We start from the raw sequence: 20153 nt of genomic DNA on the forward strand, positions 1-20153 counted from the left end.
TCCGCGCCGCGCCGGAGCCGGCCCGCGCGCCCACTCCCGCGCCCACGGCGCATGCGCGCACGCCTGTGCCCGCCGCGCCTCCGACTCGCGCCGCCACCGTGACGCCGCTCGCGCCCGCCGCTCCGGCCATGTCCGCCGCGGACGCGGCCGAGCTGCGCACCCTGCGAGCCCGGGTGGCGGAGCTCCAGGGCGCGCTGGAGGACTCGCGCACGCAGGCCACGCAGGCCGAGGATCGCGTGCGGGAGCTGGAGTCCGAGCTCGAGACCCAGTCCACCGAGTTGGAGACCGCGCGCTCCAGCGCGGGGAAGAACGACAAGGACACCTTCGCCCTCCGCGACGCGGTCAACAAGCGCGACAAGGAGATCCTCCGCCTCAAGACGGAGATGAACCAGAAGGACCAGGAGATCGTCGAGCTGAAGGATCAGCACCTGGAGCTGGAGCAGAAGGCGAGCACCGCCGACGGGGAGATGTCCCGCCGCGACGCGCAGATCAAGACGCTCACCACCAAGACGGAGCAGCTCGCCACGGAGCGCAAGCGCGTGGATCAGCAACTCGCCGCCGCCAAGGACGAGGCCCGGGGCGCGGGCGCGAAGCTGACGGCGCTGCAGACCGAGCTGGAGCAGCACCAGGCCCAGAGCCAGGCGCTCCACGCGGAGCTGGAGGAGCTGCGCGGGCGCACCGGCGCCCTCGAGTCGGACGTCCAGGCCGCGCGCGACGAGGCCGACAGCCTCCGTCCCCAGTTGGATGCGGCGCAGCAGGAGTCCGAGGCGATCCGCGGACAGCTCGAGCAGGCGCAGGCGGACCTGGAGGCACAGGGCACGCGGGCGGCCGAGGAAGCCGAGGGCCTCCGCGCGCGCATCGCCGAGTTGGAGCAGGCCGCGGTGCACAGCGAGGAGCGCGTCACGAAGCTCTACGCGCGCATCAAGGGCGACGAGAAGCTCCGCGAGAAGACCAAGAAGGCCCTGGCCATCGCGCAGCAGCTGTTGGAGGAGCCGGGCTCGGCCGTCGGCGAGGACGGCGACGAGGCTGCGGCCTGAAGTCAGCACGGGGAGGCGCGGCGCTCACCGCCCCTCCCCTCCTTCCGCTTCAGTGACCGTCCTTCTTGGGCGCGGTCTTCTTCTCGAGCAGCTTCTTCGCGAAGGCCTGCACGGCGGACGGGACGTTCTTGTCGCGCGACAGGTCCTTCAGCTCGGTTTCCCGCACCATGTTGAGGAACTTCATGGTGACGGTGAGGGGCACCTTGGGGTTCTTCAGGAGCGCGAGCTTCACCTTCTGATTCTTGGTCCACTCGCGGTTGTTGTAGATGACGCGAAGCACGTCATCGGTCATCGCGCGGTTGGCGGCGGCGGACAGCACCTCGCCATCCGTGATGCGCGGACTGCGGATGGCGGCCACGCTCACCAGCTTGTTGGTGTCTCGGATGAGCGCCGTGCGGGCCTCCTTGTTGCCCAGCGTCGCCAGCTTGATCTTCTCCGAGATGGACATCTTCAGGATGCGCTGAGAGAGCGTCAGCCGCTTGCCCTCGTCCATGGGCGCGGCCTCCTCCTGCGCCACGTCCTGGAACTCCTGGAGGACCTGCTCGGCGGTGGGGCCCGCGTCGGGCGGCGGGGCCTCGGCGGCCTCGGGGCCGAAGAGGCGCACGCGCGCGGCCTTCATCTGCGGCACGTCCGTCATCATCAGGCCGCTGCGCACCGCGAAGTCACAGACGCCGTCGATGAGCGACACCGTCGCGTTCGGGTTCGCGCAGAGGTTGCGCAGGATGTCCTCGTGGCGCAGCAGGCGGAGCTGGTTCTGGCTGATGATCTCCGCCAGCTTCGCGCTGCAGTTTCCCGCCACCCCGGCCACCGCGTCGTCCGGCGTCTCGGGGTTGAGGATGAGCATCTCCGCGTAGGCTTCCTTGTCCTTGAGTTGACCCAGGAAGAAGCCCAGCACCTGAGGCTGCACGCCCTCGTCACGCAGCGCCGAGCCCAGGATGCGGTCCGGCAGCCCCAGGCATGTCTTCGCCGCCGTCTCGCGCACGCCCGCGTCGGGATCGAACGTGAGCATGTACAGCGCGCCCACCATGTCCGAGGGATTCAGGGGCACCAGCGACTTGGCGGCCATCATCCGCAGCGGCACGGGCGCGGCCGGATCCACATGCTTGCGCAGGTTGGGCGGGAGGAACTCCGCGTTGAAGGGACAGCCGGGGGGCGGAGCCGGAATGTTGTCGGCGGGGGTCGCGGTGCTCATGAGGCGTGATTCCTTCCGTAGATGATGCGCAGGCCCTCCAGCGTGAGGAACTCATCCACTTCCTGGATGGCCTTGGACTCGCTGGCCACCAACGGGGCGAGTCCCCCGGTGGCCACCACTTTCACGGGGAAGCCCATCTCGGCTTCCATGCGCGCGCAGATGCCGTCCACCATGCCCACGTATCCGAAGACGAGTCCGGACTGCATCGAGTGCACGGTGTTGCGTCCCACCACGTGGGGCGGACGGGCGAACTCCACCCGCGGCAGCTTGGAGGCGTTCTGGAAGAGCGCCTCCATGGAGATGTTGATGCCTGGGCAGATGGCGCCGCCCAGGTACTCGCCCTTGGGCGTCACCGCGTCGAAGGTGGTGGCCGTGCCGAAGTCCACCACGACGACGCCGCGGTGGTGCTTCTCGTAGGCGGCCACCGCGTTGACGATGCGGTCCGCGCCCACCTCGCGAGGGTTGTCGTAGAGGATGGGCATGCCTGTCTTCACGCCGGGCCCGACGAACATGGGGCGCGTCTTGAAGTAGCGCTCGCTCATCTTCTCCAGGCTGAACTGGAGCGGCGGCACCACGCTGGAGACGGCCACCGCGTCCACCTTGGTCGCGTCGATGCCCCGCCAGGTGAAGAGCTGGCGCACGAGGATGCCGTACTCGTCCGAGGTGCGCCGGGCGCTGGTCTCCAGGCGCCAGTGGTCCAGCAGCCGCTTGCCCTCGTAGACGCCCAGGACGGTGTTGGTGTTGCCGACATCAATGGCCAGGAGCATTGCCGGCACACTCTACCTTGAAGGCGGGCCTGGCGACCGCCGCCGTGCCGCGAACCTCAAGACGACCGAACATCCTGGCGCGGTCGCAGCCGCTCCACGTCGCCGGCCAACACCCGCTCCAGCACACCCGCCTCGGTGCGCACGAGCAGCGCGCCCGACGGGTCGATGTCCTCGGCCCTCCCGCGCAGCTCACTGCGGTCCGTGCGGACCAGGACGTCCTGCCCCAGGGTGCTGGACAGCGCCTTCCAGCGCGCCCGTACGGGCTCGAACCCCGCCTCCAGGTAGCGATCCAGCCACTCCTCCAGGCGCGTCCACAGGGCGGCGGTGAACGCGGCGCGCGCCACCCGCTTGCCCAGCGCGATGGAGAGCGACGTCGCCGACTCGCGCAGTTCCTCCGGGAAGTGCTCCAGGGTCGAGTTGAGGTTGACGCCCACGCCCACGACGACGAAGTGGACCCGCTCGGGCTCGGCGGACAGCTCCGTGAGGATGCCCGCCACCTTGCGACCGCCGATCTGCACATCGTTGGGCCACTTGATGGCCGCGTCGCTGCCGGCCTCGCGCAATGCCTCGGCCAAGGCCACGGCCGCCACGAGCGTCAGCTCCGGCGCGCGCTGCGGCGGCAGCTCGGGGCGGAGGATGGCGGAGAAGTAGAGGTTGAGCCCCGCCGGCGACGCCCAGGCCCGGCCTCGGCGGCCCTTGCCCGCGGTCTGTTGCTCGGCCACCACCACCTCGCCGTGCTCGGCACCGTCCTGCGCGCGGCGGAAGGCGGCCTCGTTGGTCGAGCCGATGGTCTCGTGGTGGTGGATGACGCGACCGAGGTCACGCGTGCCGAGCAGTGGGCCCAGCTCCAGCGCGCTCAGCCGATCCGGGACCTCGACCAGGCGGTAGCCCCGGGCGGGCACCGCCTCGATGACGTAGCCCTTGAGCCGCAGGGCCTCCACGCGCTTCCACACCGCGGTGCGCGACAACCCCAGCTTGCTGGAGAGCACCTCCCCGGACAGGTACGCGTCCCCTCCCTCGGAGAGGAAGCCCAGGATGAGTTCCTCCTGCGTCTGCTCACTCGTGTCAGCGGCCACGTCTGCCCTGCCTCTCGAAGAAGCCCGCAGGCTAGGGAGCGAGGACGCGCCTTTCAACCTCCGAGCGCGGGACGCTGCGTCGCTCGCCCGTCAGCCCGCCGTCGGAGAGGTGGGCGCCGGTGGGCTCGCGGCGGGCCGCAGCTGAAAGGACTCGAGCGACAGCGAGGTCTGCGGGACGCGCTGGCCGTCGTGCTCGGCCGCCACCTCCACGCGCACCATGCCCACGCCCGGCGCGAAGGTCATGGTGTTGATCAGCGTGGTGCGGGTGTCCACGCGGTTGCGGCCTTCCACCTGGACGCAGTTCTGGAAGGTGCCGGCAGGGGCCTCGCAGGAGGCTCCTGCCTGGAGGATCTGATAGCGCTCCGTGGAGGACACCGACACCACGTTGGTCCACGAGCGCCCCGTCTCCAGCGGGCCTCGCAGGAGGTAGCGCTTGGGGTCGCGCAGGCCGAAGCCGTCCACCGCGAGCTGACCGCCCTGGCTGTCGAGGAAGAAGCCGGCCTCCTCCTTGACGATCTCCACCGTGACGGCCTTGTCGTCGCGCCCGTTGACCCGGTACGTCCAGCGGTTGCCCACCGCGAGGGGGTAGTACTCCGATAGCGACGCGATGGAGGACGCGGAGGACTCCGCCTCCACATGCTTCGCGCAGCCAGAGCCCGCGAGCGCCAGGGACACCAGGGCCGCGCTTCCTACCGAGAACAGCGAGTGCTTCATGTCAGGGCTCCGCGTGGTCCGAGCCACGCGCCTCCGCGTTGGCGTGCTTGCGTGATGCGTAGAGCGTGTCGAGGGCCTGCTGCGCGGCGGCCTGCACCGACGGCGTGTCATGGCCCTGGGCGACCGTGTAGAGGTAGGCCTCGGCCTCGGGGCCTCCGATCTCGCCCACCGCGAAGACGATCTCCTGAACGAAGCCGGTGTCTCGGCCACGCGCCAGGTCGATGAGCGCGGGCACCGCGCCTCGGGCCTTCATCTCCGCCAGAGAGCCGATGGTGCGGCGCACCACGTCCGCGTCGCTGGTGTCCTTCAGCCGCTCGATGAGCAGCGGTGCGGCGGCGGGATGCTTGCGCTCGGCCAGGGTGCGCAGCGCGAACTCGCGGATGCGGGCGTCGCGGGCGCGCAGGTCCGCCACGAGCTGATCGTCTCCGCGCTCCAGCGCCGCGAGTTGGAGCACCGCGGACTCAGTCAACTGCCGCAGCGCGGACTCCAGCGCGGACCGCATGGCCGCACGGCGGCCCTCCACCGTGTCCGGGTCAACGACCGCCTCGCCCAGCCCCACCACTTCGTAGCGCTGAGGCAGGTCTCCGCCAAAGCGCTCCAACGAGAGGCTGGCGCCGACCTCGGCGTAGCTGTGCGGGTTGCCGTCCTTCAGTACCTCGCGGGTGAACGGGACTTCCAGCGTGAGCCGCCAGGGACGGGCCTTGCGAGGGACCTCCTCTCCGAGTTGCTCGAATCGACCGGAGGCGTTGAGCGCCTCGCTGAAGAGGATGCGGACCCCCTCGGGTCCCATGCCGAGCAGCGCGTTATCTCGCACCGTGGTGCCCGACAGCTCCACCGGCGCCACAGGATGGCGCGGCGCCTGCGAGCGGCAGGCGCTGAGGAGCACGAGGCAGGAGGCGAGCAGCAAGGCCGGCTTCATGGGCCCCCTTACGCTAACACTCCCGCGTGGGCCGCACCCGATTCGCGTGCAGGCGAAGTTCAGCCCGCCCACCTGCCGACAGGCTCCTGCTCGCTGCCGACAGGCTCCTGCTCGCTGCCGACAGGCTCCTGCTCGCTGCCGACAGGCTCCTGCTCGGAGGAGGAGGCAGCAAGACGCCACGGAGCCCGTGCGCTGCGAATGAGGCGGGGAGGCATCAACCTCCCCCACCTCAGGACACGCGCTCGTGGAGCAACCACGAGCGCGCGCGGTTCAGCTCTCTCCGCCTTCCGTCGGACCCGCGCTCGGCGCAGGGGCCGCGGCCTCCTTGCGCTCCGGCTCGGACTCCTCCGCAACAGGCGCGCTCGCGGCCTCCGCGGCTGCCGTCACGGCCGCAGCGAGAGGGCTTCCCTCGCTCGGCGTCGCGACTGACGGCATCTCACTGGCGGCATCGCTCGCTCCTGACGCCGTGAACTCGCTCGTCGGCGCAGGGGTGGCATCCGTTGACGCCGCAGCCTCACCCGCTCCAGGCGTGGCCTCCGCGGGCGCGGCAGCCTCACCCGTCGGCGCGGCAGCGTCACCCGGGGTGCCCTCGGCTCCGCGGTTGCCACGCCCCCGGCGCCCACGACGGCGGCGGCGGCGGCGCTTGCGCTCGGAAGGAGTGCCCTCGGCAGCCCCTTCCGGCGAGCCTTCCGCGCGGCCTCCGGCGACGAACGCGCTGGCGGCCTCGAGGTCCTCGTCGTCACCCTCTTCGTCGCCCTCCTCGCCGTCATCGTCTTCGGAGGACGGCGTGAAGCCAGCTCCAGCGGCCGGCGCGGTGACCTTGGCGGGTGCCTCGCGCGTGGCCTCGGCCGAGGTCGAGGCCTCACGCCCCGTGGCCTCACCTTCGGCGGCGACCTTGGACGCCTCGCGGGACTCGCGCTCTTCGCGCGCGCGGCGCTTCTCACGGCGCCGCTCCGAGCGCTCGGAACGCTCCGTCGACTCGGCGGGCGCGGCCTCCGCGGTCTCACCCTCCGCGCCTTCCTCGCGCGCCTGCTTCTCGTGCTTGCGCTCCTCGCGGCGGCGCTGGGCCTCGTCGGCGTCGACCTTCGCGGCATCGAAGAACTTGTCGTCGATGTCGTACAGCTCCACCTGCGTGACGGTGACGGCCGTCTTCGCCTCGAGGAACTTCTCCCCGAGCGCGTCGCCGCACCAGAGCATCACCAGCGCGCCGCTGGCCTGCGCCTCGGAGCGCGCGTCGCCGCGCACGTCCCCCGCGCTGACCAACAAGCCGACCTGCGCCGAGTAGTGGCCCAGGTCACGCCGCAGCTCCTGCACCGTCTTGCGATCGATGGCCGGCGCGCCCTTCAGCATACGCACCGCGTAGCGCAGCTCCACGCTGCCCTCGCGCTTGCGCGCCGTGAGCAAGGGGCCTTCCTTCGAGCGCTTGGCGACCTTCAGCTCGCGGAAGCCCAGCCCGTGCATCATCTTCACCACGGACTTCTCGAAGGTGCCGACCTCCAGGTCGCCCAAGCGCTTGCGCAGCGCCCGAGCCACCGCGCGCCGCGCGTCCTTGAGCACCGTGCGCACCGTGGTGATGAGCGCGGCATCCACCGCCGCCTCGCCCGTGGCCGCAGCCGACGGCTTGCTCAGCACCGGACGGCCACCCTCCAACGGAATGCCGAGCGCCTGCGCGAACGCGGCCTGGAGCTCCAGGGGCGGCGCCTCGCTGGGCATGCCCGCGCGCTCCAACGTCACCTCGCCCGTCTCCTTGTTCAGCGAGTACTGAGGGCGGCGACCCGCATCGATGCGGCGCTGGTTGTCCTCCAGCAGGGCGGTGAGCACCGCCTCCACCGTGGTCTCCTCCGCGCACAGCTCCTTGCCACGAGCCCGCTCGATGATCTGATCCGTGCGCAGCGCGACCTCGGCCTCGCTGAGGATCTCGAACACCACCTCGGGCAGCGGCGGGAAGCGCTTGCGGCGGCCACCCCGCTCCTCTTCCTCGTCGCGGCGACGCTTGCGCTCGCTGCCACGGCCCGCCACCCGCACGTTGTCCGTGCGCGGTTCGGGGTGTCGCTCCACCGGACGCAGCGGAGGGAGATCCTCCTCGACGTGCGGCTCAAGCACTCCAGTCTGCGCCAGCGCCTCGGCATCCTCGGGGAGCGACCAATCCGTCAGCGCGAAGGTGTCCTTCGCGGTGACAATGACCTTGCGATCCCGCGTGCGGCGCGCCATGGCAGCGAGGCGCGACAACATCGTCACCTCGGGCGTCTTGCCGACGTGGGACAGCAGGTTCTGCTGGATGGATTTCTCCGTGATTTCGAGGAAATGCAGGGGGCGCCCTTCGCTCTCCAGGACGCGGAGCGCGGCCTCGTAAAATGTCATCGAGTATTCCCCAAGAATTCCGAACGGTTACAAAAATGTAGGTCCGTATAGGTGGCGGATGCTAGCCACCGCTAAACTGGCTTGTCAACGAACGTAAGATGACCCGCATACGCATCGGACAGCGCTGGAAGCGCGAACCATCAGCCCCCCCGCTGGATTCCATCGCCCTGGAGCTCGACGGGGTGAACCTGCTTTCCGGAGCAGTGGAGGAGTCCCTGGCCGAGGTCGTCCCCGCTCTGGCGGAGGCCGTCGCGGCGCTTCAGGGTGGGACTCGGAGGCTGGCTCAGGTTTCACTGGGAGAGGCACACCTGGAGCTGGTGCTGCGCCGGGTGGGGGCGGAAATCGAACTGTCGGTGGCCAGCCTCGCCCGCCCGGCCCGCCTGCTGCGCCCCCCGGTCCGCGTGGACACGGAGGAGCTGGCGCGCGCGGTGCGGATGGCCAGCCAGCGCTTCCTGGCGGATGTGTCGGTGGTCGCGCCTCGGGCCCTGCCGCCGGCCGTGGCCCGCAAGCTCGCCGAGTCCCTCAAGCAGTTGGGCAAGGCCTCGCCTGCCCTGTTGGAGCCCGCGCCGCAGCCCGAGCCCCGCCGCGTGGAGCCGCCTGGGGTGCCCGGATTTGGCTTCGAGCTGCGCGAGCCGCCTCTCCCCGCGACGCGCGCCACGCGAGGCGCCCACGGCGCGCTGGCGCCCCTCCTGGGCCCTGGCGAGGTGTGGCTGGCCATCCCGGGCCGCCCTCAAGCCTGGCGCGCCCAGGGGCCGCCGTTCCTCACCGTCCTGGAGCTGTCACGGCAGGCCGCCGAGTTGGCCCGCGCGGTGGAGTTGGGCGAGCCCCGCCACGCCCTGGAGCTCGGCGGCGCGCGCCCCACCCTCTCGCTCGACCTTCGAGGAGGAAAGGCCCGGCTCGGGCCCACGGGCTCCCCCTTCGCGCTGGACGCCCGGGAGTTGGTGGCGGCCATGTTCCACCTGGGCGAGGCGCTCGTCCTCGGGTTCGCCGAAATGGACCGGGCCCAGGTGAACAACCCGTACCTGGTGGAGCTGGCCGAGCGCTGTCGCGAGGGCCTGTCCCACCTGAGAGATCCCGCGAAGCCCCCCGAGTCGGAGGGCGCCGCGCGCGAGCCCCGCAGCGCCCCGGGCCGAGGCGAGTCCAAGCCCCTCAAGGTCCCCGGACGGCTGCGGCGCCTGCGGTTCGAGAAGTTGTGGGAGCAGCGCGGCCTGGAGGACGCGGAGGAGGCCCGACTGCTGTCGGGTCGCCATGGCCCCGTGTACTGCGCGCCCCGGCTGGCTTGCGCGTTCTCGCGACGGGATGGCGCGCTGCTGTGGCGGCGGGCCGCGGCCCTGGGCGTGGCGGCGGCGGCGGACGGGCACGCGGTGGCGGCGGACGCGGCGCGCGTCTACGGCTTCACGGGCCGGGGCGCCGGCGCGCGCTGGCTGCATGACCATGACGGCATCCCGATTGGTCCGCTCCTGCTGCGCAAGGATCGCCTGCTCCTGACGCTCTCCGAGGAGCGCACGGTGGTGGCCTTCGCCGAGGCCACGGGACGCGAGATGTGGCGGCTGGCCCCGCCGCGCGCGCAGCGCAGCTGGCTCACGCCGCAGGGACACCGGGCGCTCTTGGCCACCGACTCGGGCTACCTCTACGGATTGGACCTCGCGGACGGACAGGTGCGCTACCGGCTGCGCGCGCCCCTGCCCTTCCATGGCGCGCCCGTGCCCTGGGGGCGGCGGGCGCTGGCCATGCTCGGACGCGGCTCGCACTGGGCGGTGCTGCTCGCGGACGCGCACACGGGCCAGGCGGTGTGGACGCACGAGTTGGACCTGACGCACCCCTCACCGCCGCTGCCGCTCGGGGCGCGCGTGTACCTGGCGGGGGAGCGCGACCGGGAAGGGTTGCTCGTGTGCCTGGATGCGCGCGGCAAGAAGCTCTGGGAGCGCGCGCTGCACCTGGGGCCGGGGCCCTTCGCGCTGGCGCCGCTCCAGCGCGCCGTCATCGTGACGAGCGCCTCGGGCGCGGCCGCGCGCGTGACGGCTTCGGGTCAGGTGGACTGGCGCGTGGGGGCCACGGGCGAGCCCCTGCTCGCGGCCCTGCCTGCGCGGACGGCGCGCGGCGTGACGCTGCTGCCGGGGGAGCACGTGCGCGCGGTGGAGCCTCGCGGCGGACAGGTGCTCGCGGAGGTCCGCGCGGGCGAGGGGCTCGTCGCGCTCCAGGCCGACGTGCACCTCAACCTCTACTTCCTGGACGAGGCTGGCACGCTGTCCGCGTACCAGCTCGGCTCGCACTTCACCGTCGTGGAGTGAGCCCGACCCGGCTCAGTTCGGCTTGGCCGCCTTGGCCGGGTCGATCTCCTCCTCGGGACGCTCCTCCTGGGTGGCGCCCTCCCACTTCTCGCCGGCGCCGAGCTTCCAGTCGGACGGCACATCCAGCTTCCACACGTAGCTGGCGGCCGCGTCACCGCCCGTGGAGGCGTGCGATGAGACGTGGATGGTCATCTCGATCTTCGCCACCTCCGCCGGCATCAGGTCCAGGTCGTAGTGGCCCAGGAGCATCTGCGGCGGGAACTCGGCGATGAAGCGCTCGGGATAGTCGATCTTCATCGACGGATCCGCGCCGCGCATCTCGCCCAGCAACTTGCCCTTCGCGTCGGTGAGCTTCCAGACGGTGTCGAACGAGGCGCTGGTCACCATCTTCTTCACCTTGCCCTCGTCCTTCACCGAGCGCTGCGCACCCCACAGCGCCAGTTGCAGCCGGATCTGGGGCTTGCCCAGCACCATCACCACGTCCGAGCTGACGACATCCAGGCGCATGCCCCGGTCCGTCGCGGTCCACACCGGCTGGTAGCGGCCCTCGCGCAAGAGGTCGAACACCTTGCGGGTGTACTCGTAGAACGCCTTGCGGTCCCCCGCGCGGTCGTCCTTCTTCTCCTTGCCGCCCTCGGAGGAGCGCTTCTCCAGCTCCGCCAGGTACGCGTCGAACTGCTTGTTGCCGCCGTAGCGCGTCAGGTGCTCGTCCACCTGATCGAAGTACGCCTTGAAGAAGGGCTTCACCTCTTCGCGGTACTTGGCCTCATCCGGGTTGGCGCGCATCCACCCCACCCGCTCCAGGTACTCCGTCTGGATGCGCTGGAAGTCCGCATCCCGCTGCGCCTCCTTCGCCTTGGTGCTCGCGCTCCGGTACGACATCACGGACGCGAGCAGCACCCCTGCGACGAGAACGAGAACTCCGAAGTAGCGCTTCAAGCGGCAGTCTCCTATGCGTTCGGGCGGGCAGTGATATGAGATTCCATCACTGTGATCCAGGTCGGGGGAACACACCTATTGTCCGTGCCGCTCCCCTTGGAAGAGGGAGAGCTGCTCGGCAATCCCCAAGTGGCCTGGGAAGCACATGGGGAACCGTCTGACGGCAAAGCGGTGGTGTTGCTGCACGACCTGTCCCATTCGCACCTGGCCTTGGGTCCCGTGGAGGCCGGCGCGTACCAGGCCTCGGGCTGGGGGCGGGAGTTCATCGGGCCGGGCAAGGTGTTGGATCCGACCGAGACACCGCTGCTCGTGCTCAACCTGCTCGGCAGTCCGTTCGGCTCGACGTCGCCCGTGACGGTGGATGGCGCGACGGGTGATCGACTGGGGCCCGCGATGCCAGGGCTCACGGTGTTGGACATGGCGAGGGCCGTGTCCGCGGGGCTGCGGGCGCACGGGCTGCAACACGTTCGCGCGCTCGTGGGCGTGGGGCTGGGCGGGATGGTGGCGCTGCGACTCGCGGCCCTGTTCCCGGAGCTCGCCAGCGCGGTCGTCGCCATCGGCGCGGGCCGCTCACTGCCCGAGGGCTTGAGAGAGAAGCTGGGCCTCACGGCGCAAGTGCTGCGGATGGATCCCGAGTTCCAGGAGGGCTGGTACGGGCCGGGGAACGGGCCTCGCAAGACGATGCGCAAGCTGCGCCTGGACTTCCTCAAGCTCGTCCACGGACGCGAGTCCCTTCGCCACCGTCATCCCGAGCGCGGCGGGGCCCAAGCAGCCCTGGAGGCCGAGGCGGACTCCTTCGCGGAGACGTTCGATCCGCTGGCCTGGGCGCTGTTGTGCTCGGCCTATGCGGGGTGCGATCTGGCGGACTGCCTGCCGCGCATCCGCAGCCGCGTGCTGCTGCTGGCGAGCGCCACGGATGCCCTGGCCCCCGCCGCCCGAGTCCGAGACACGTACCACCTGCTGAGCGCCGCGGGTGCCCCCGCGCGCTTCCACGAACTGCAGGGGGTGGCGGACCACGGCGCGCTGCTGGCGGACCCTCGACCGCTCCGAGGGCCCCTCCAGGACTTCCTTCAGCGCCGGTGAGCTAGTCGCGCTCTTGAGCCTGCGCCGCGAGGCGGGCTCGCAGCGCGCCCACGAGCATCCCGATGGCGATGTCGTTGTTACCGCCGTGCGGGATGATGATGTCCGCGTGGTGCTTGGACGGCTCGACGAAGCCCATGTGCATGGGCCGCACGTGGCGCAGGTACTGGGCCACCACGTGGTCGAAGTCCCGGCCGCGGTCCTTGATGTCGCGCGTGAGGCGCCGGAGGATCCGCAGGTCGTCGTCCGCGTCCACGTAGATTTTCACGTCCATCTGGTCCCGCACTTCCTTCATGTGCAGGACGAGGATGCCCTCGATGAGGATGATGTCGCCCGGATCCAACCGCTGGGTGTGCGGCTGACGCGAGGACGTGACGAAGTCGTAGACGGGCTTCTGCACCGCGCGGCCGGCCTTCAGCTCACGCAGATGACTGACGAGCAGGTCCGTGTCGAAGGCGTCGGGGTGATCGAAGTTCACCTCCCGCCGATCCGCCAGGGAGATGTCCTTGAGGTCCCGGTAGTACGAGTCCTGATCGATGAAGGCGACCCGACAGTCCGCGAGTGCCTCGCGGACCTTGCGGGCGACCGTCGTCTTGCCGGACGCGGTACCACCCGCGATGCCAACGACGAGAGGTGACGACATGCCGGCCGCACCTATCCCACCCGACGGGCTGGCGCAAGACTCCGTCGAAAATCGGACACGTTCCTACCCCGGTCCCCACCGGACGAGCCCACGCGCCCGGGCCTCCGCGAGCACGGCCGGGGCCAGCTCCGCCGGGGCGCGAGGCGCCTCGGTCAGCGCCCGCAGCAAGGCCACCATGTCCGAGGAGACCGGCGCGATTTCGTGACGTCGCCCATGGCGTTGGATGGCGAAGTGCCAGGGCCCCGGACCGGGCCGGGCCGCCACCTGCTGGAGCCCCTCCAGCCCCGAGAGCTCCACCTCCCCGCCGGCCCACGCACGCCCGGTGAGGTGGCGCCGCAAGGCCCGCGCGGCGAAGACGCACTCCGTCAGGTCCACCGGGAAGGCGCCCACCCGCACGTCCTCGGCCAGTCCCACCTGCCCCGGGCCCGGAGTCGGAGCGGGCCACAGGAAGGCGTTGGGCAGGAGCGTCTCCAGGGCGACCACGGAGGCAAGCGCCTCACCGGGAGCCTGGATCAGCTGGCGCCGCGCCCACGACGCGAAGACCTGCCCCAGGGAGCGCCCCAGGCCATCGAACATCGCGCGGTACTCCCGCGAGGCCGTGAAGCCCCGGAGCGCCTCGGGCGTTGGCGCGAGCAACAGGCGCGTGAGGGGCCAACTCTGGTCGAGCTGCTCGGCCACCACCGCCAGTCGGAAGTCCCGGTCCGCCCGCACGCCCTCGGGGTCCTCGGTGGACTCCACGGCGGTGACCCCGTGGCCCGCGTCGAACAGCTCCCACGGCTTGCTGTCCCCCGTGAGCGCGGGCACCGGCGCGCGCACCGCGGGCCAGGAGAGCGGCTCGCGGGGGCCCGCCGGAACCAGCCGCCGCAGCCGCCGCAGCTCCAGCAAGGCCACCTCGGGAGGGTGCCCGTCGCCTTCGAAGGTCACCGCGCGCAGGCGCTCGCAGCGCGGCAGGAGCATCTCCAGGAGGTGGAACAGCTCCTCGCGGACGGGCTGGGTGTGATCATCCACGTAGAACCGGCGCGACCCGCGACGCGTCACCACGCCGCCCGCGATGTGGAGCTCCACCACTTTGTCCAATGGGAACCCGTCCAGCCCCGCCTCCAGCGGCAGGCCCGCGGAGAGCTGGTGGCTCAGCAGGTGCCCCAGGTCCAGCAGCAGCGGCAGTCCCGTGCGCGCGTGGAGCTTCGCCATGAAGTCCAGCACGTGCCAGCTGCCCCGCCGCGCGAGCACCGCCGGATTCTCCAGCACCAGGGGCACGTCGAGGTGGGACTGCACATGGAGCGCGTGGGCCGCGCAGTCCCGCAGCCCCTCCTCGGTGAACGGCGGCGTGAAGTAGAGGTAGCCCGGGAAGGGCTCACCCTCCTCGTGCCACCAGCCCACGTCATTGCCCACCCAGGGACTCTTCACGGCATGGGCATGCTCGGCGAGCGCACGCAGGGCCGGGGCGGGCTCGAGGCTCGGCCCCCAGAGGTTGAGGTGCACCGGGTGGAAGAGGACGGGCACGTCCGACAGCCGCCGCCACATCTCGGGGAAGAGCGTGGCCTGCGCGCGGGCATCCTCCAGGGAGAGCGGCGCGCTGTACTCCACGAAGTCGAACAGGCCCGGCGACGCATCCCACAGCCGATAGGGCTGCGGCACGTCCGAGGCGCTCAGGTTGCTGCTCAGCCCCAGCCCAAGCCAGGGCAGCGACCAGGTGTCGGCGGCGGGTGTCATGTCCGTTCCCTATAGACCCAGCCGCTCCGGCCCGCAGCATCTGGATGTTCGCCGCGCAACGATGACCGGCGAGCCGAGCGGGCCCCCGACGCCCCGACGGGAACCTTTCTCGCGCCCCCTTGTCGAATGGCTCCGCGAACCCAGACAGGAGCAAGCGTCGATGAAGCGAGCCGCAATGGCTGGCAGCGGTGGAGTCGTGTGCGCACTCGTCGCGACGAGCACGCTAGTGGTCCTCGCCTGCGCTCAGCGCAATCCGCCGGAGCCCGCCCCGCCCCCTGCCCCGGCGCAAGTCGCCGCGAAGCAGGCACCCGGGCCTGCGGCCATGAGCGCAGAGAAGCAGGCGCCTGCGCCCGTGGACAGGCATGAAGCCGCCGCACCTTCCGCGGCGCCCGCTGGGGCGGAGATCACGGAGGCGGTGATCCGGCGTGCCTTCATCGCGAATCGGGCGGCGGGCACTGGCGAGCCCCTGGAGGGCCGGGGCACGGGCTTGGGGATGATGGGCAAAGGCGCTGGCGGCGCGGGACTCGGACTCCGTTCGCAGGGCTTCGGCAACATCCATGGGGTGCTCGGGGGCAAGCGGAACACCGAAGACCACGATCCGCGCGAGCCATCAGCGGGCCCCCCTGGCGCGTCACCTTCGCGGATCCACGGCTTCGTCGAGACGACGAGCGATGCCTTGTCCACCTTCGCGGTGGATGTCGACACCGCGTCATACACGCACGCCCGACGGCAGGTGAACGAAGGCACCCTGCCCGCTCCGGAGACGGTCCGCGTGGAGGAGTTCCTCAACTACTTCCACTATCGCTACGCCGCCCCCACCGAGGATGCGCTCACGGTCCAGTTGGACGCGGCGCCGTCGCCCTTCACGCCCGGCCGCCACCTGCTGCGCGTTGGCGTTCAAGGTCGCCGCTTGAGCGTGGCCGAGCGGAAGCCCGCGCACCTGACGTTCCTCGTGGACGTGTCGGGCTCCATGTCCTCACCGGATCGCCTGCCGCTGGCGAAGCGCGCGCTGCGCCTCTTGGTGGATCAACTGCGCGACGGAGACACCGTGGCGCTCGTCACCTATGCGGGCGCCGTGCGGCTCGTGCTGCCGCCCACGGGCCTGGAGCACAAGGCGACCCTTCATGCCGCCATCGAAGACCTGACCGCGGGGGGCGCCACCGCAATGGCCTCGGGCATCGAGCTGGCCTATCAGCAGGCGAGCCGCACGCTGGACGGACACTCCCTCTCGCGCGTCATCATCTTGTCCGACGGCGACGCCAACGTGGGGCCCACGCATTACGAGGCGCTGCTGGCGCTCATCCAGCGGCACGTCAAGGAAGGCGTCACGCTGACGACCGTGGGCTTTGGCCTGGGCAATTACCAGGATGCGACGATGGAGCAGCTCGCGGACCGCGGGAACGGGAACCACTACTACGTGGACTCGCTCATGGCCGCGCGCCGCATCTTCCAGGAGCAGTTGGGCTCCACGCTGGAGGTCATCGCCCAGGACGTGAAGCTCCAGGTCGAGTTCGATCCCAAGCAGGTCGAGCGCTACCGACTCGTGGGCTACGAGAACCGAGATATCGCGGACCGAGACTTCCGCAACGACCGCGTGGACGCGGGAGAGATGGGCGCGGGCCACACGGTCACCGCGCTGTATGAACTCGTCCTGCGACCGGGCGCGGGAGCGGGCCTCGCCACGGTGCGGGTGCGCGCGAAGCGACCGCGCGGAGAGACGGCGACGGAGCGCGCGTATGCCTTCGATGCCACGGCCCTGGCCCCTCGCTTCAGCAACGCCAGTCAGGACTTCCGCTTCGCCGCGGCCGTCATGGGCGCGGCGGAGCTGCTCCGTCGCAGTCCCCATGCCGAGCGATGGAGCCTGGAGAATGTCCTGTCCATCGCGCGCGCGGCGACCCCACCCGGAGACGTTGAGCGCGAGGAGTTCATCACCTGGATGGAGCGCGCCCGTCCGCTGCTGCACGGAGTGGCCGCGCGTTGACGGGTCGCGGTGTGGACTCCGTCTCGGCACCTTGCGGACAATGCCTGTTCCCTCCTGATGGAGCGACCGCCCATGTCCGCCTCTGAGATTGACGAGTCCCATGCGCAGTTCCGCGGTGCCTGGAGATTGTTCGCGTTGGGCAGCCCCCAAGGCGAGGTCGTGGAGCGGCGCGAGGTGTTCATCGCCGCGGGCCATGTGACGTGGCCCCTGATGAACGCCGCGTTCCTCAACGCGCCGGTGGAGCGAGAGCAGGACCTGGCACGTTCCATCGAATCCGCCGCGCGGTACTTCGCGCAGGGCCGGCATGGATGGTCCTTCGCCTACAGCGAGGACTGGTTGTCGCCCGCCTTGCGCCCCCGTGCCGCCTCGCTTCTTCAGGCGCATGGCCTGTCGCCGGGCATGAGCATCATGGGGATGGCCGCGGAGCGACTACAGACCCCCGTGCGTCCGCCGCCACCGCTGGACCTGCTGCGGGTGAAAGACACGTGGGGCTACAACGCCGTCGCCGACATCAACGCCACTTGCTACGACGTGCCGCGCGAGGTGGGGCGCGAGGCCCTGGCGTCTCCGGACATCTACGGCCCTGCCTGTCGGGCCCTCGTCGGATGCCTGGAGGACAAGCCCGTGACGACCACGTCGGTGCTGAAGGTGGATGACATCGCGTATGTCGCGCTCGTGGCCACGCTCCCCGAGCACCGTCGCACGGGCGCCGCGGAGTCCGTCATGCGGCAGGCGCTGATGGCCGCGAAACAGGACTGGGGCCTGGAGCGCGCGGTGCTCCACGCGACGGCCGCCGGGCGCCCCGTCTACCAGCGCATGGGCTTCCACGACGTCACCCCGTTCCAGTTGTTCTTCAGCCCGCCGCCCGGCGGGTAGGTGGCGCGGGCCACGCGCGGGCTGGACGTCGGGGCGTCCTCCGGAAACAATCCGCGGCCCCATGCAGCCCCCTCGCAGGACTGACCCTTCCGCTGCCCCCTCGTCACATTGGGCGATGGGGCTCGCGGTGGTGGGCGGCGCCATCGGATTGACGTGCCTGTTCTTCTATCGCGCCGTGTTCACGCGAGACGTGTTCACCGCGCGGGACATGTTGCTCGTCTATGCCCCCGTGCGCCGCTACTGGGCCGAGCGGGTGTCGCGAGGTGAGTTCCCCGAGTGGTATCCGTTCGACGGGCTCGGGCAGTCCTTCCCCGGCATGGTGCTGTCCGGAGTGCTCCACCCGTCGCAGCTCCTCGGGTGGGTGTTCTCCACGGGCGACGCCATGAAGCTCACGGTGCTGGCCTGCTTCCCGCTCGCGCTCCTTGGCACGTACCTGCTGCTGCGCGAAGCGCGTGCGCCAAGGACTGGCGCCGGGATGGGCGCGGCGATCTTCGCGTTCAGCGGCTATCTGGTCTGCATCACCAACAACCTGGGATACCTCCTGGCCGGGGCCACGCTGCCGCTGACGCTGTGGGCCGCGCTGCGCTTCATCCGAGCAGGAGGCCCGGGCCGCGCGGCGGTCGCGGCAGCACTGCTCGCCAGTGTGCTGCTGGCGGGCGACACCTGGACGTATGCGATCGCGAATGCGTTCGTGCTGCTGCTCGCAATCCTGGGTGATGACACCACTCCGGGCTCCATCCGCGCGCGCAGAAGCGTGACGCTGGTCCTTCTGGGCGCGCTGCTCGCCGCACCGCAGCTGCTCGCGGGGAGCGCGGTGCTCGCGGCGGGCGCACCGGGAGCCAGCTCGCTCGAAGACGCGCAGCGATGGTCGCTCGACCCGTGGCGACTTCTCGAGCTGGGGTTGGGTCCCTTCCTCGCCAATCCCGCGCAGGAGCGCGGCGTGCCCGAGGAGTTCGTGAAGGGGCTGCTGCGCACGGGAGGGTTCTCCAGCCTCTGGGTGGACTCGGTGTTCCTCGGCGTTCCCGCGCTCGTGCTCGCACTCACTGGACTGCGGTCACTGCCTCGACGAGCCTGGCCCTTCATCGCGGCGGGCTTCGCGCTGCTCCTCCTCGCGATGGGTTCGGCGCTGCCGTTCTATCGGCTGCTCTACACCGCGCTGCCGCTGTGGCGCCCGTTCCGCTACCCCGAGAAGCTGATGGTCCACGTGTCGCTCGGCGTGGCCCTCCTGGCGGGGCTCGGCTGGAAGGCGGTGGTGGAGAGTCCCGCGCGCGCGCGTCGAGCCATGTGGACCAGCAGCGTCCTCGCCGTCCTCTGCGCGCTCATGGCGGGCGCGGAACAATGGGCAGGGGCCTGGACCGCGCTCTGCGTGCGCACGCGCTGGCCCACCGTCTCCCCCGAGCAGCTCACCCACGCCTCCAGCGCGTTCTCGAACGCGGCCTGGGTGGCCTGCGGAATCGCTGGGGTCACCGCGCTGCTCGTGCGCGGCCTCGCGGAGTCGCGGGTCCATCAACTGGCGCTGGTGCTGGTGCAGGGCGCCTCGGCCTTCGTCGCGAATGAGCCGCTGTACATTGTCGGTCCGCCCTCGCTGTTGGAGACGCCTCCCGCGTTCGCGGAGGTGTTGCGCGCGATTCCCACGAAGGACGGTGCACCCCGTCACCGCGTGGCCTCGCGTGTGGATCGCCTCAACCTTCCCCGCTTCGACGCGTTCGAGTTCCAAGACAGCGTCGCGCTGATGTCGCGCGCATCGTTCACGCCCAACACGCCGGCGCTGTGGGGCATCGAGAGCGCGGAGAGCTATCTGCCGGCGGCGAGCGCACGCCTTCAACACCTGGAGGAGGACCTCCCCGAGACGTTCACCACGCTCCTGCCGATCTACGGCGTGGGCTACAGCGTCTACGCGCCGGAGCAATACCAGCGCCTCGCGACCAGGCCCGGCCCCATCGTCGCCCAGGATGAAGCCTTCGGGCTCGAACTGGTCGCGCATCCCACCGCGCTCCCCCGCGTCGCGCTCATGCGTCCTCGCTGCGTGCCCGACGCCGACACGGCCTTGGGCCTCCTCATGGATCCGCGCTTCCCCATCGCCACTGAAGCGGCGGTCGAATGCGGTGCCTTGCAGCCACCCCACACGGAGGGCGCGGTGGGAACGGTCCGCGTCGAGCGCTTCGACCCCGAGCACATCGCGCTCGACGTCTCCGCCACCACCGACGGGGTCGTGCTCATCAACGACGCGTGGCAGCGCGGCTGGGAGGCGCAACAGGATGGAGTGCCCGTTCCCATCCTGCCGGCCAACATCGCCGTGCGAGCGATCCCCGTCTCAGCGGGCGCGCACCACGTCGTCCTGAGCTATCGCGCCCCCGGCCTGCGCGTGGGGCTTGGGGTGTCACTCGTGACGCTGCTGTCCTTGCTCATGTGGATGGGTTGGCTTCGGGTGCGCCCGCACCTGCGACATCGCGTGCGCGCCTGAGCGAACGCGGCGACTCAAACGTCCACTCGTCAACGCGTTCATGGCGCATGCACTCCAGGCCACGTGAGGTGTTGGTCACCCGATGCCTAGCTTGACATCC

14 protein-coding genes and 1 pseudogene are annotated in these 20153 nt (G+C 70.8%); 6 read left to right on the plus strand and 9 right to left on the minus strand.

Annotated features, from left to right (window positions below):
• A pseudogene (locus tag KRR26_RS32690) lies at nt 1–1037 on the plus strand (response regulator); the annotation flags it as partial.
• A gap of 49 nt (nt 1038–1086) precedes the next feature.
• Here the strand turns inward: KRR26_RS32690 and KRR26_RS32695 are convergent.
• From KRR26_RS32695 to KRR26_RS32720, 6 genes are all read right to left on the minus strand, one after another.
• The gene (locus KRR26_RS32695) at nt 1087–2229 is read right to left on the minus strand and encodes a hypothetical protein (RefSeq protein WP_120203711.1); all 1143 of its coding nucleotides are present in this window, start codon (nt 2227–2229) and stop codon (nt 1087–1089) included.
• A complete protein-coding gene (locus KRR26_RS32700) occupies nt 2226–2996 on the minus strand; it encodes a type III pantothenate kinase (RefSeq protein WP_120203710.1) in 771 nt (256 codons plus the stop codon). Before KRR26_RS32700 ends, KRR26_RS32695 begins: the two co-directional genes overlap by 4 nt.
• Before the next feature lie 56 nt (nt 2997–3052).
• Complete coding sequence (locus KRR26_RS32705; protein ID WP_120203708.1) at nt 3053–4072, minus strand: biotin--[acetyl-CoA-carboxylase] ligase; 1020 nt, start codon at nt 4070–4072, stop codon at nt 3053–3055.
• 90 nt (nt 4073–4162) lie between these two features.
• A complete protein-coding gene (locus KRR26_RS32710) occupies nt 4163–4786 on the minus strand; it encodes a hypothetical protein (protein WP_233576728.1) in 624 nt (207 codons plus the stop codon).
• A gap of 1 nt (nt 4787) precedes the next feature.
• The gene (locus tag KRR26_RS32715; protein ID WP_217081748.1) at nt 4788–5705 is read right to left on the minus strand and encodes a HEAT repeat domain-containing protein; all 918 of its coding nucleotides are present in this window, start codon (nt 5703–5705) and stop codon (nt 4788–4790) included.
• A 270-nt stretch (nt 5706–5975) separates the two neighbouring features.
• Nucleotides 5976–8066 (minus strand): HTH domain-containing protein, encoded by a 2091-nt coding sequence (locus KRR26_RS32720; RefSeq protein WP_217081749.1) that lies wholly within the window; start codon nt 8064–8066, stop codon nt 5976–5978.
• Nucleotides 8067–8164: 98 nt separating this feature from the next.
• Between KRR26_RS32720 and KRR26_RS32725 the strand changes: the two genes are divergently transcribed.
• Nucleotides 8165–10357, plus strand: coding sequence for an outer membrane protein assembly factor BamB family protein (locus KRR26_RS32725; RefSeq protein WP_217081750.1), 2193 nt, complete (start codon nt 8165–8167; stop codon nt 10355–10357).
• Nucleotides 10358–10369: 12 nt separating this feature from the next.
• On the opposite strand, the gene KRR26_RS32730 is transcribed toward KRR26_RS32725, so the two are convergent.
• Nucleotides 10370–11296 carry a hypothetical protein gene (locus KRR26_RS32730; RefSeq protein ID WP_199723698.1) on the minus strand — a complete coding sequence of 309 codons (927 nt, stop codon included), beginning with the start codon at nt 11294–11296 and terminating at the stop codon, nt 10370–10372.
• Between the two features lie 51 nt (nt 11297–11347).
• Between KRR26_RS32730 and KRR26_RS32735 the strand changes: the two genes are divergently transcribed.
• Complete coding sequence (locus KRR26_RS32735; protein ID WP_217081751.1) at nt 11348–12379, plus strand: alpha/beta fold hydrolase; 1032 nt, start codon at nt 11348–11350, stop codon at nt 12377–12379.
• Between the two features lies 1 nt (nt 12380).
• Here KRR26_RS32735 and udk read toward each other — a convergent pair whose 3' ends face one another.
• Nucleotides 12381–13019 carry a uridine kinase gene (udk, locus tag KRR26_RS32740; RefSeq protein WP_120203697.1) on the minus strand — a complete coding sequence of 213 codons (639 nt, stop codon included), beginning with the start codon at nt 13017–13019 and terminating at the stop codon, nt 12381–12383.
• A 63-nt stretch (nt 13020–13082) separates the two neighbouring features.
• A complete protein-coding gene (locus KRR26_RS32745) occupies nt 13083–14732 on the minus strand; it encodes a DUF692 domain-containing protein (RefSeq protein WP_217081752.1) in 1650 nt (549 codons plus the stop codon).
• A 322-nt stretch (nt 14733–15054) separates the two neighbouring features.
• Between KRR26_RS32745 and KRR26_RS32750 the strand changes: the two genes are divergently transcribed.
• The 3 genes from KRR26_RS32750 to KRR26_RS32760 all read left to right on the plus strand — a co-directional run bounded on the left by KRR26_RS32750 (nt 15055) and on the right by KRR26_RS32760 (nt 20053).
• Nucleotides 15055–16713 carry a vWA domain-containing protein gene (locus KRR26_RS32750; protein WP_236069424.1) on the plus strand — a complete coding sequence of 553 codons (1659 nt, stop codon included), beginning with the start codon at nt 15055–15057 and terminating at the stop codon, nt 16711–16713.
• A 72-nt stretch (nt 16714–16785) separates the two neighbouring features.
• Entirely contained in the window at nt 16786–17589 is an 804-nt protein-coding gene (locus KRR26_RS32755; RefSeq protein ID WP_217081753.1) for a GNAT family N-acetyltransferase, read from the plus strand.
• 115 nt (nt 17590–17704) lie between these two features.
• Complete coding sequence (locus KRR26_RS32760; protein WP_217081754.1) at nt 17705–20053, plus strand: YfhO family protein; 2349 nt, start codon at nt 17705–17707, stop codon at nt 20051–20053.
• Nucleotides 20054–20153 lie beyond the last annotated feature (100 nt).

The organism is Citreicoccus inhibens, from assembly GCF_019039035.1.
Taxonomy (GTDB): domain Bacteria; phylum Myxococcota; class Myxococcia; order Myxococcales; family Myxococcaceae; genus Citreicoccus; species Citreicoccus inhibens.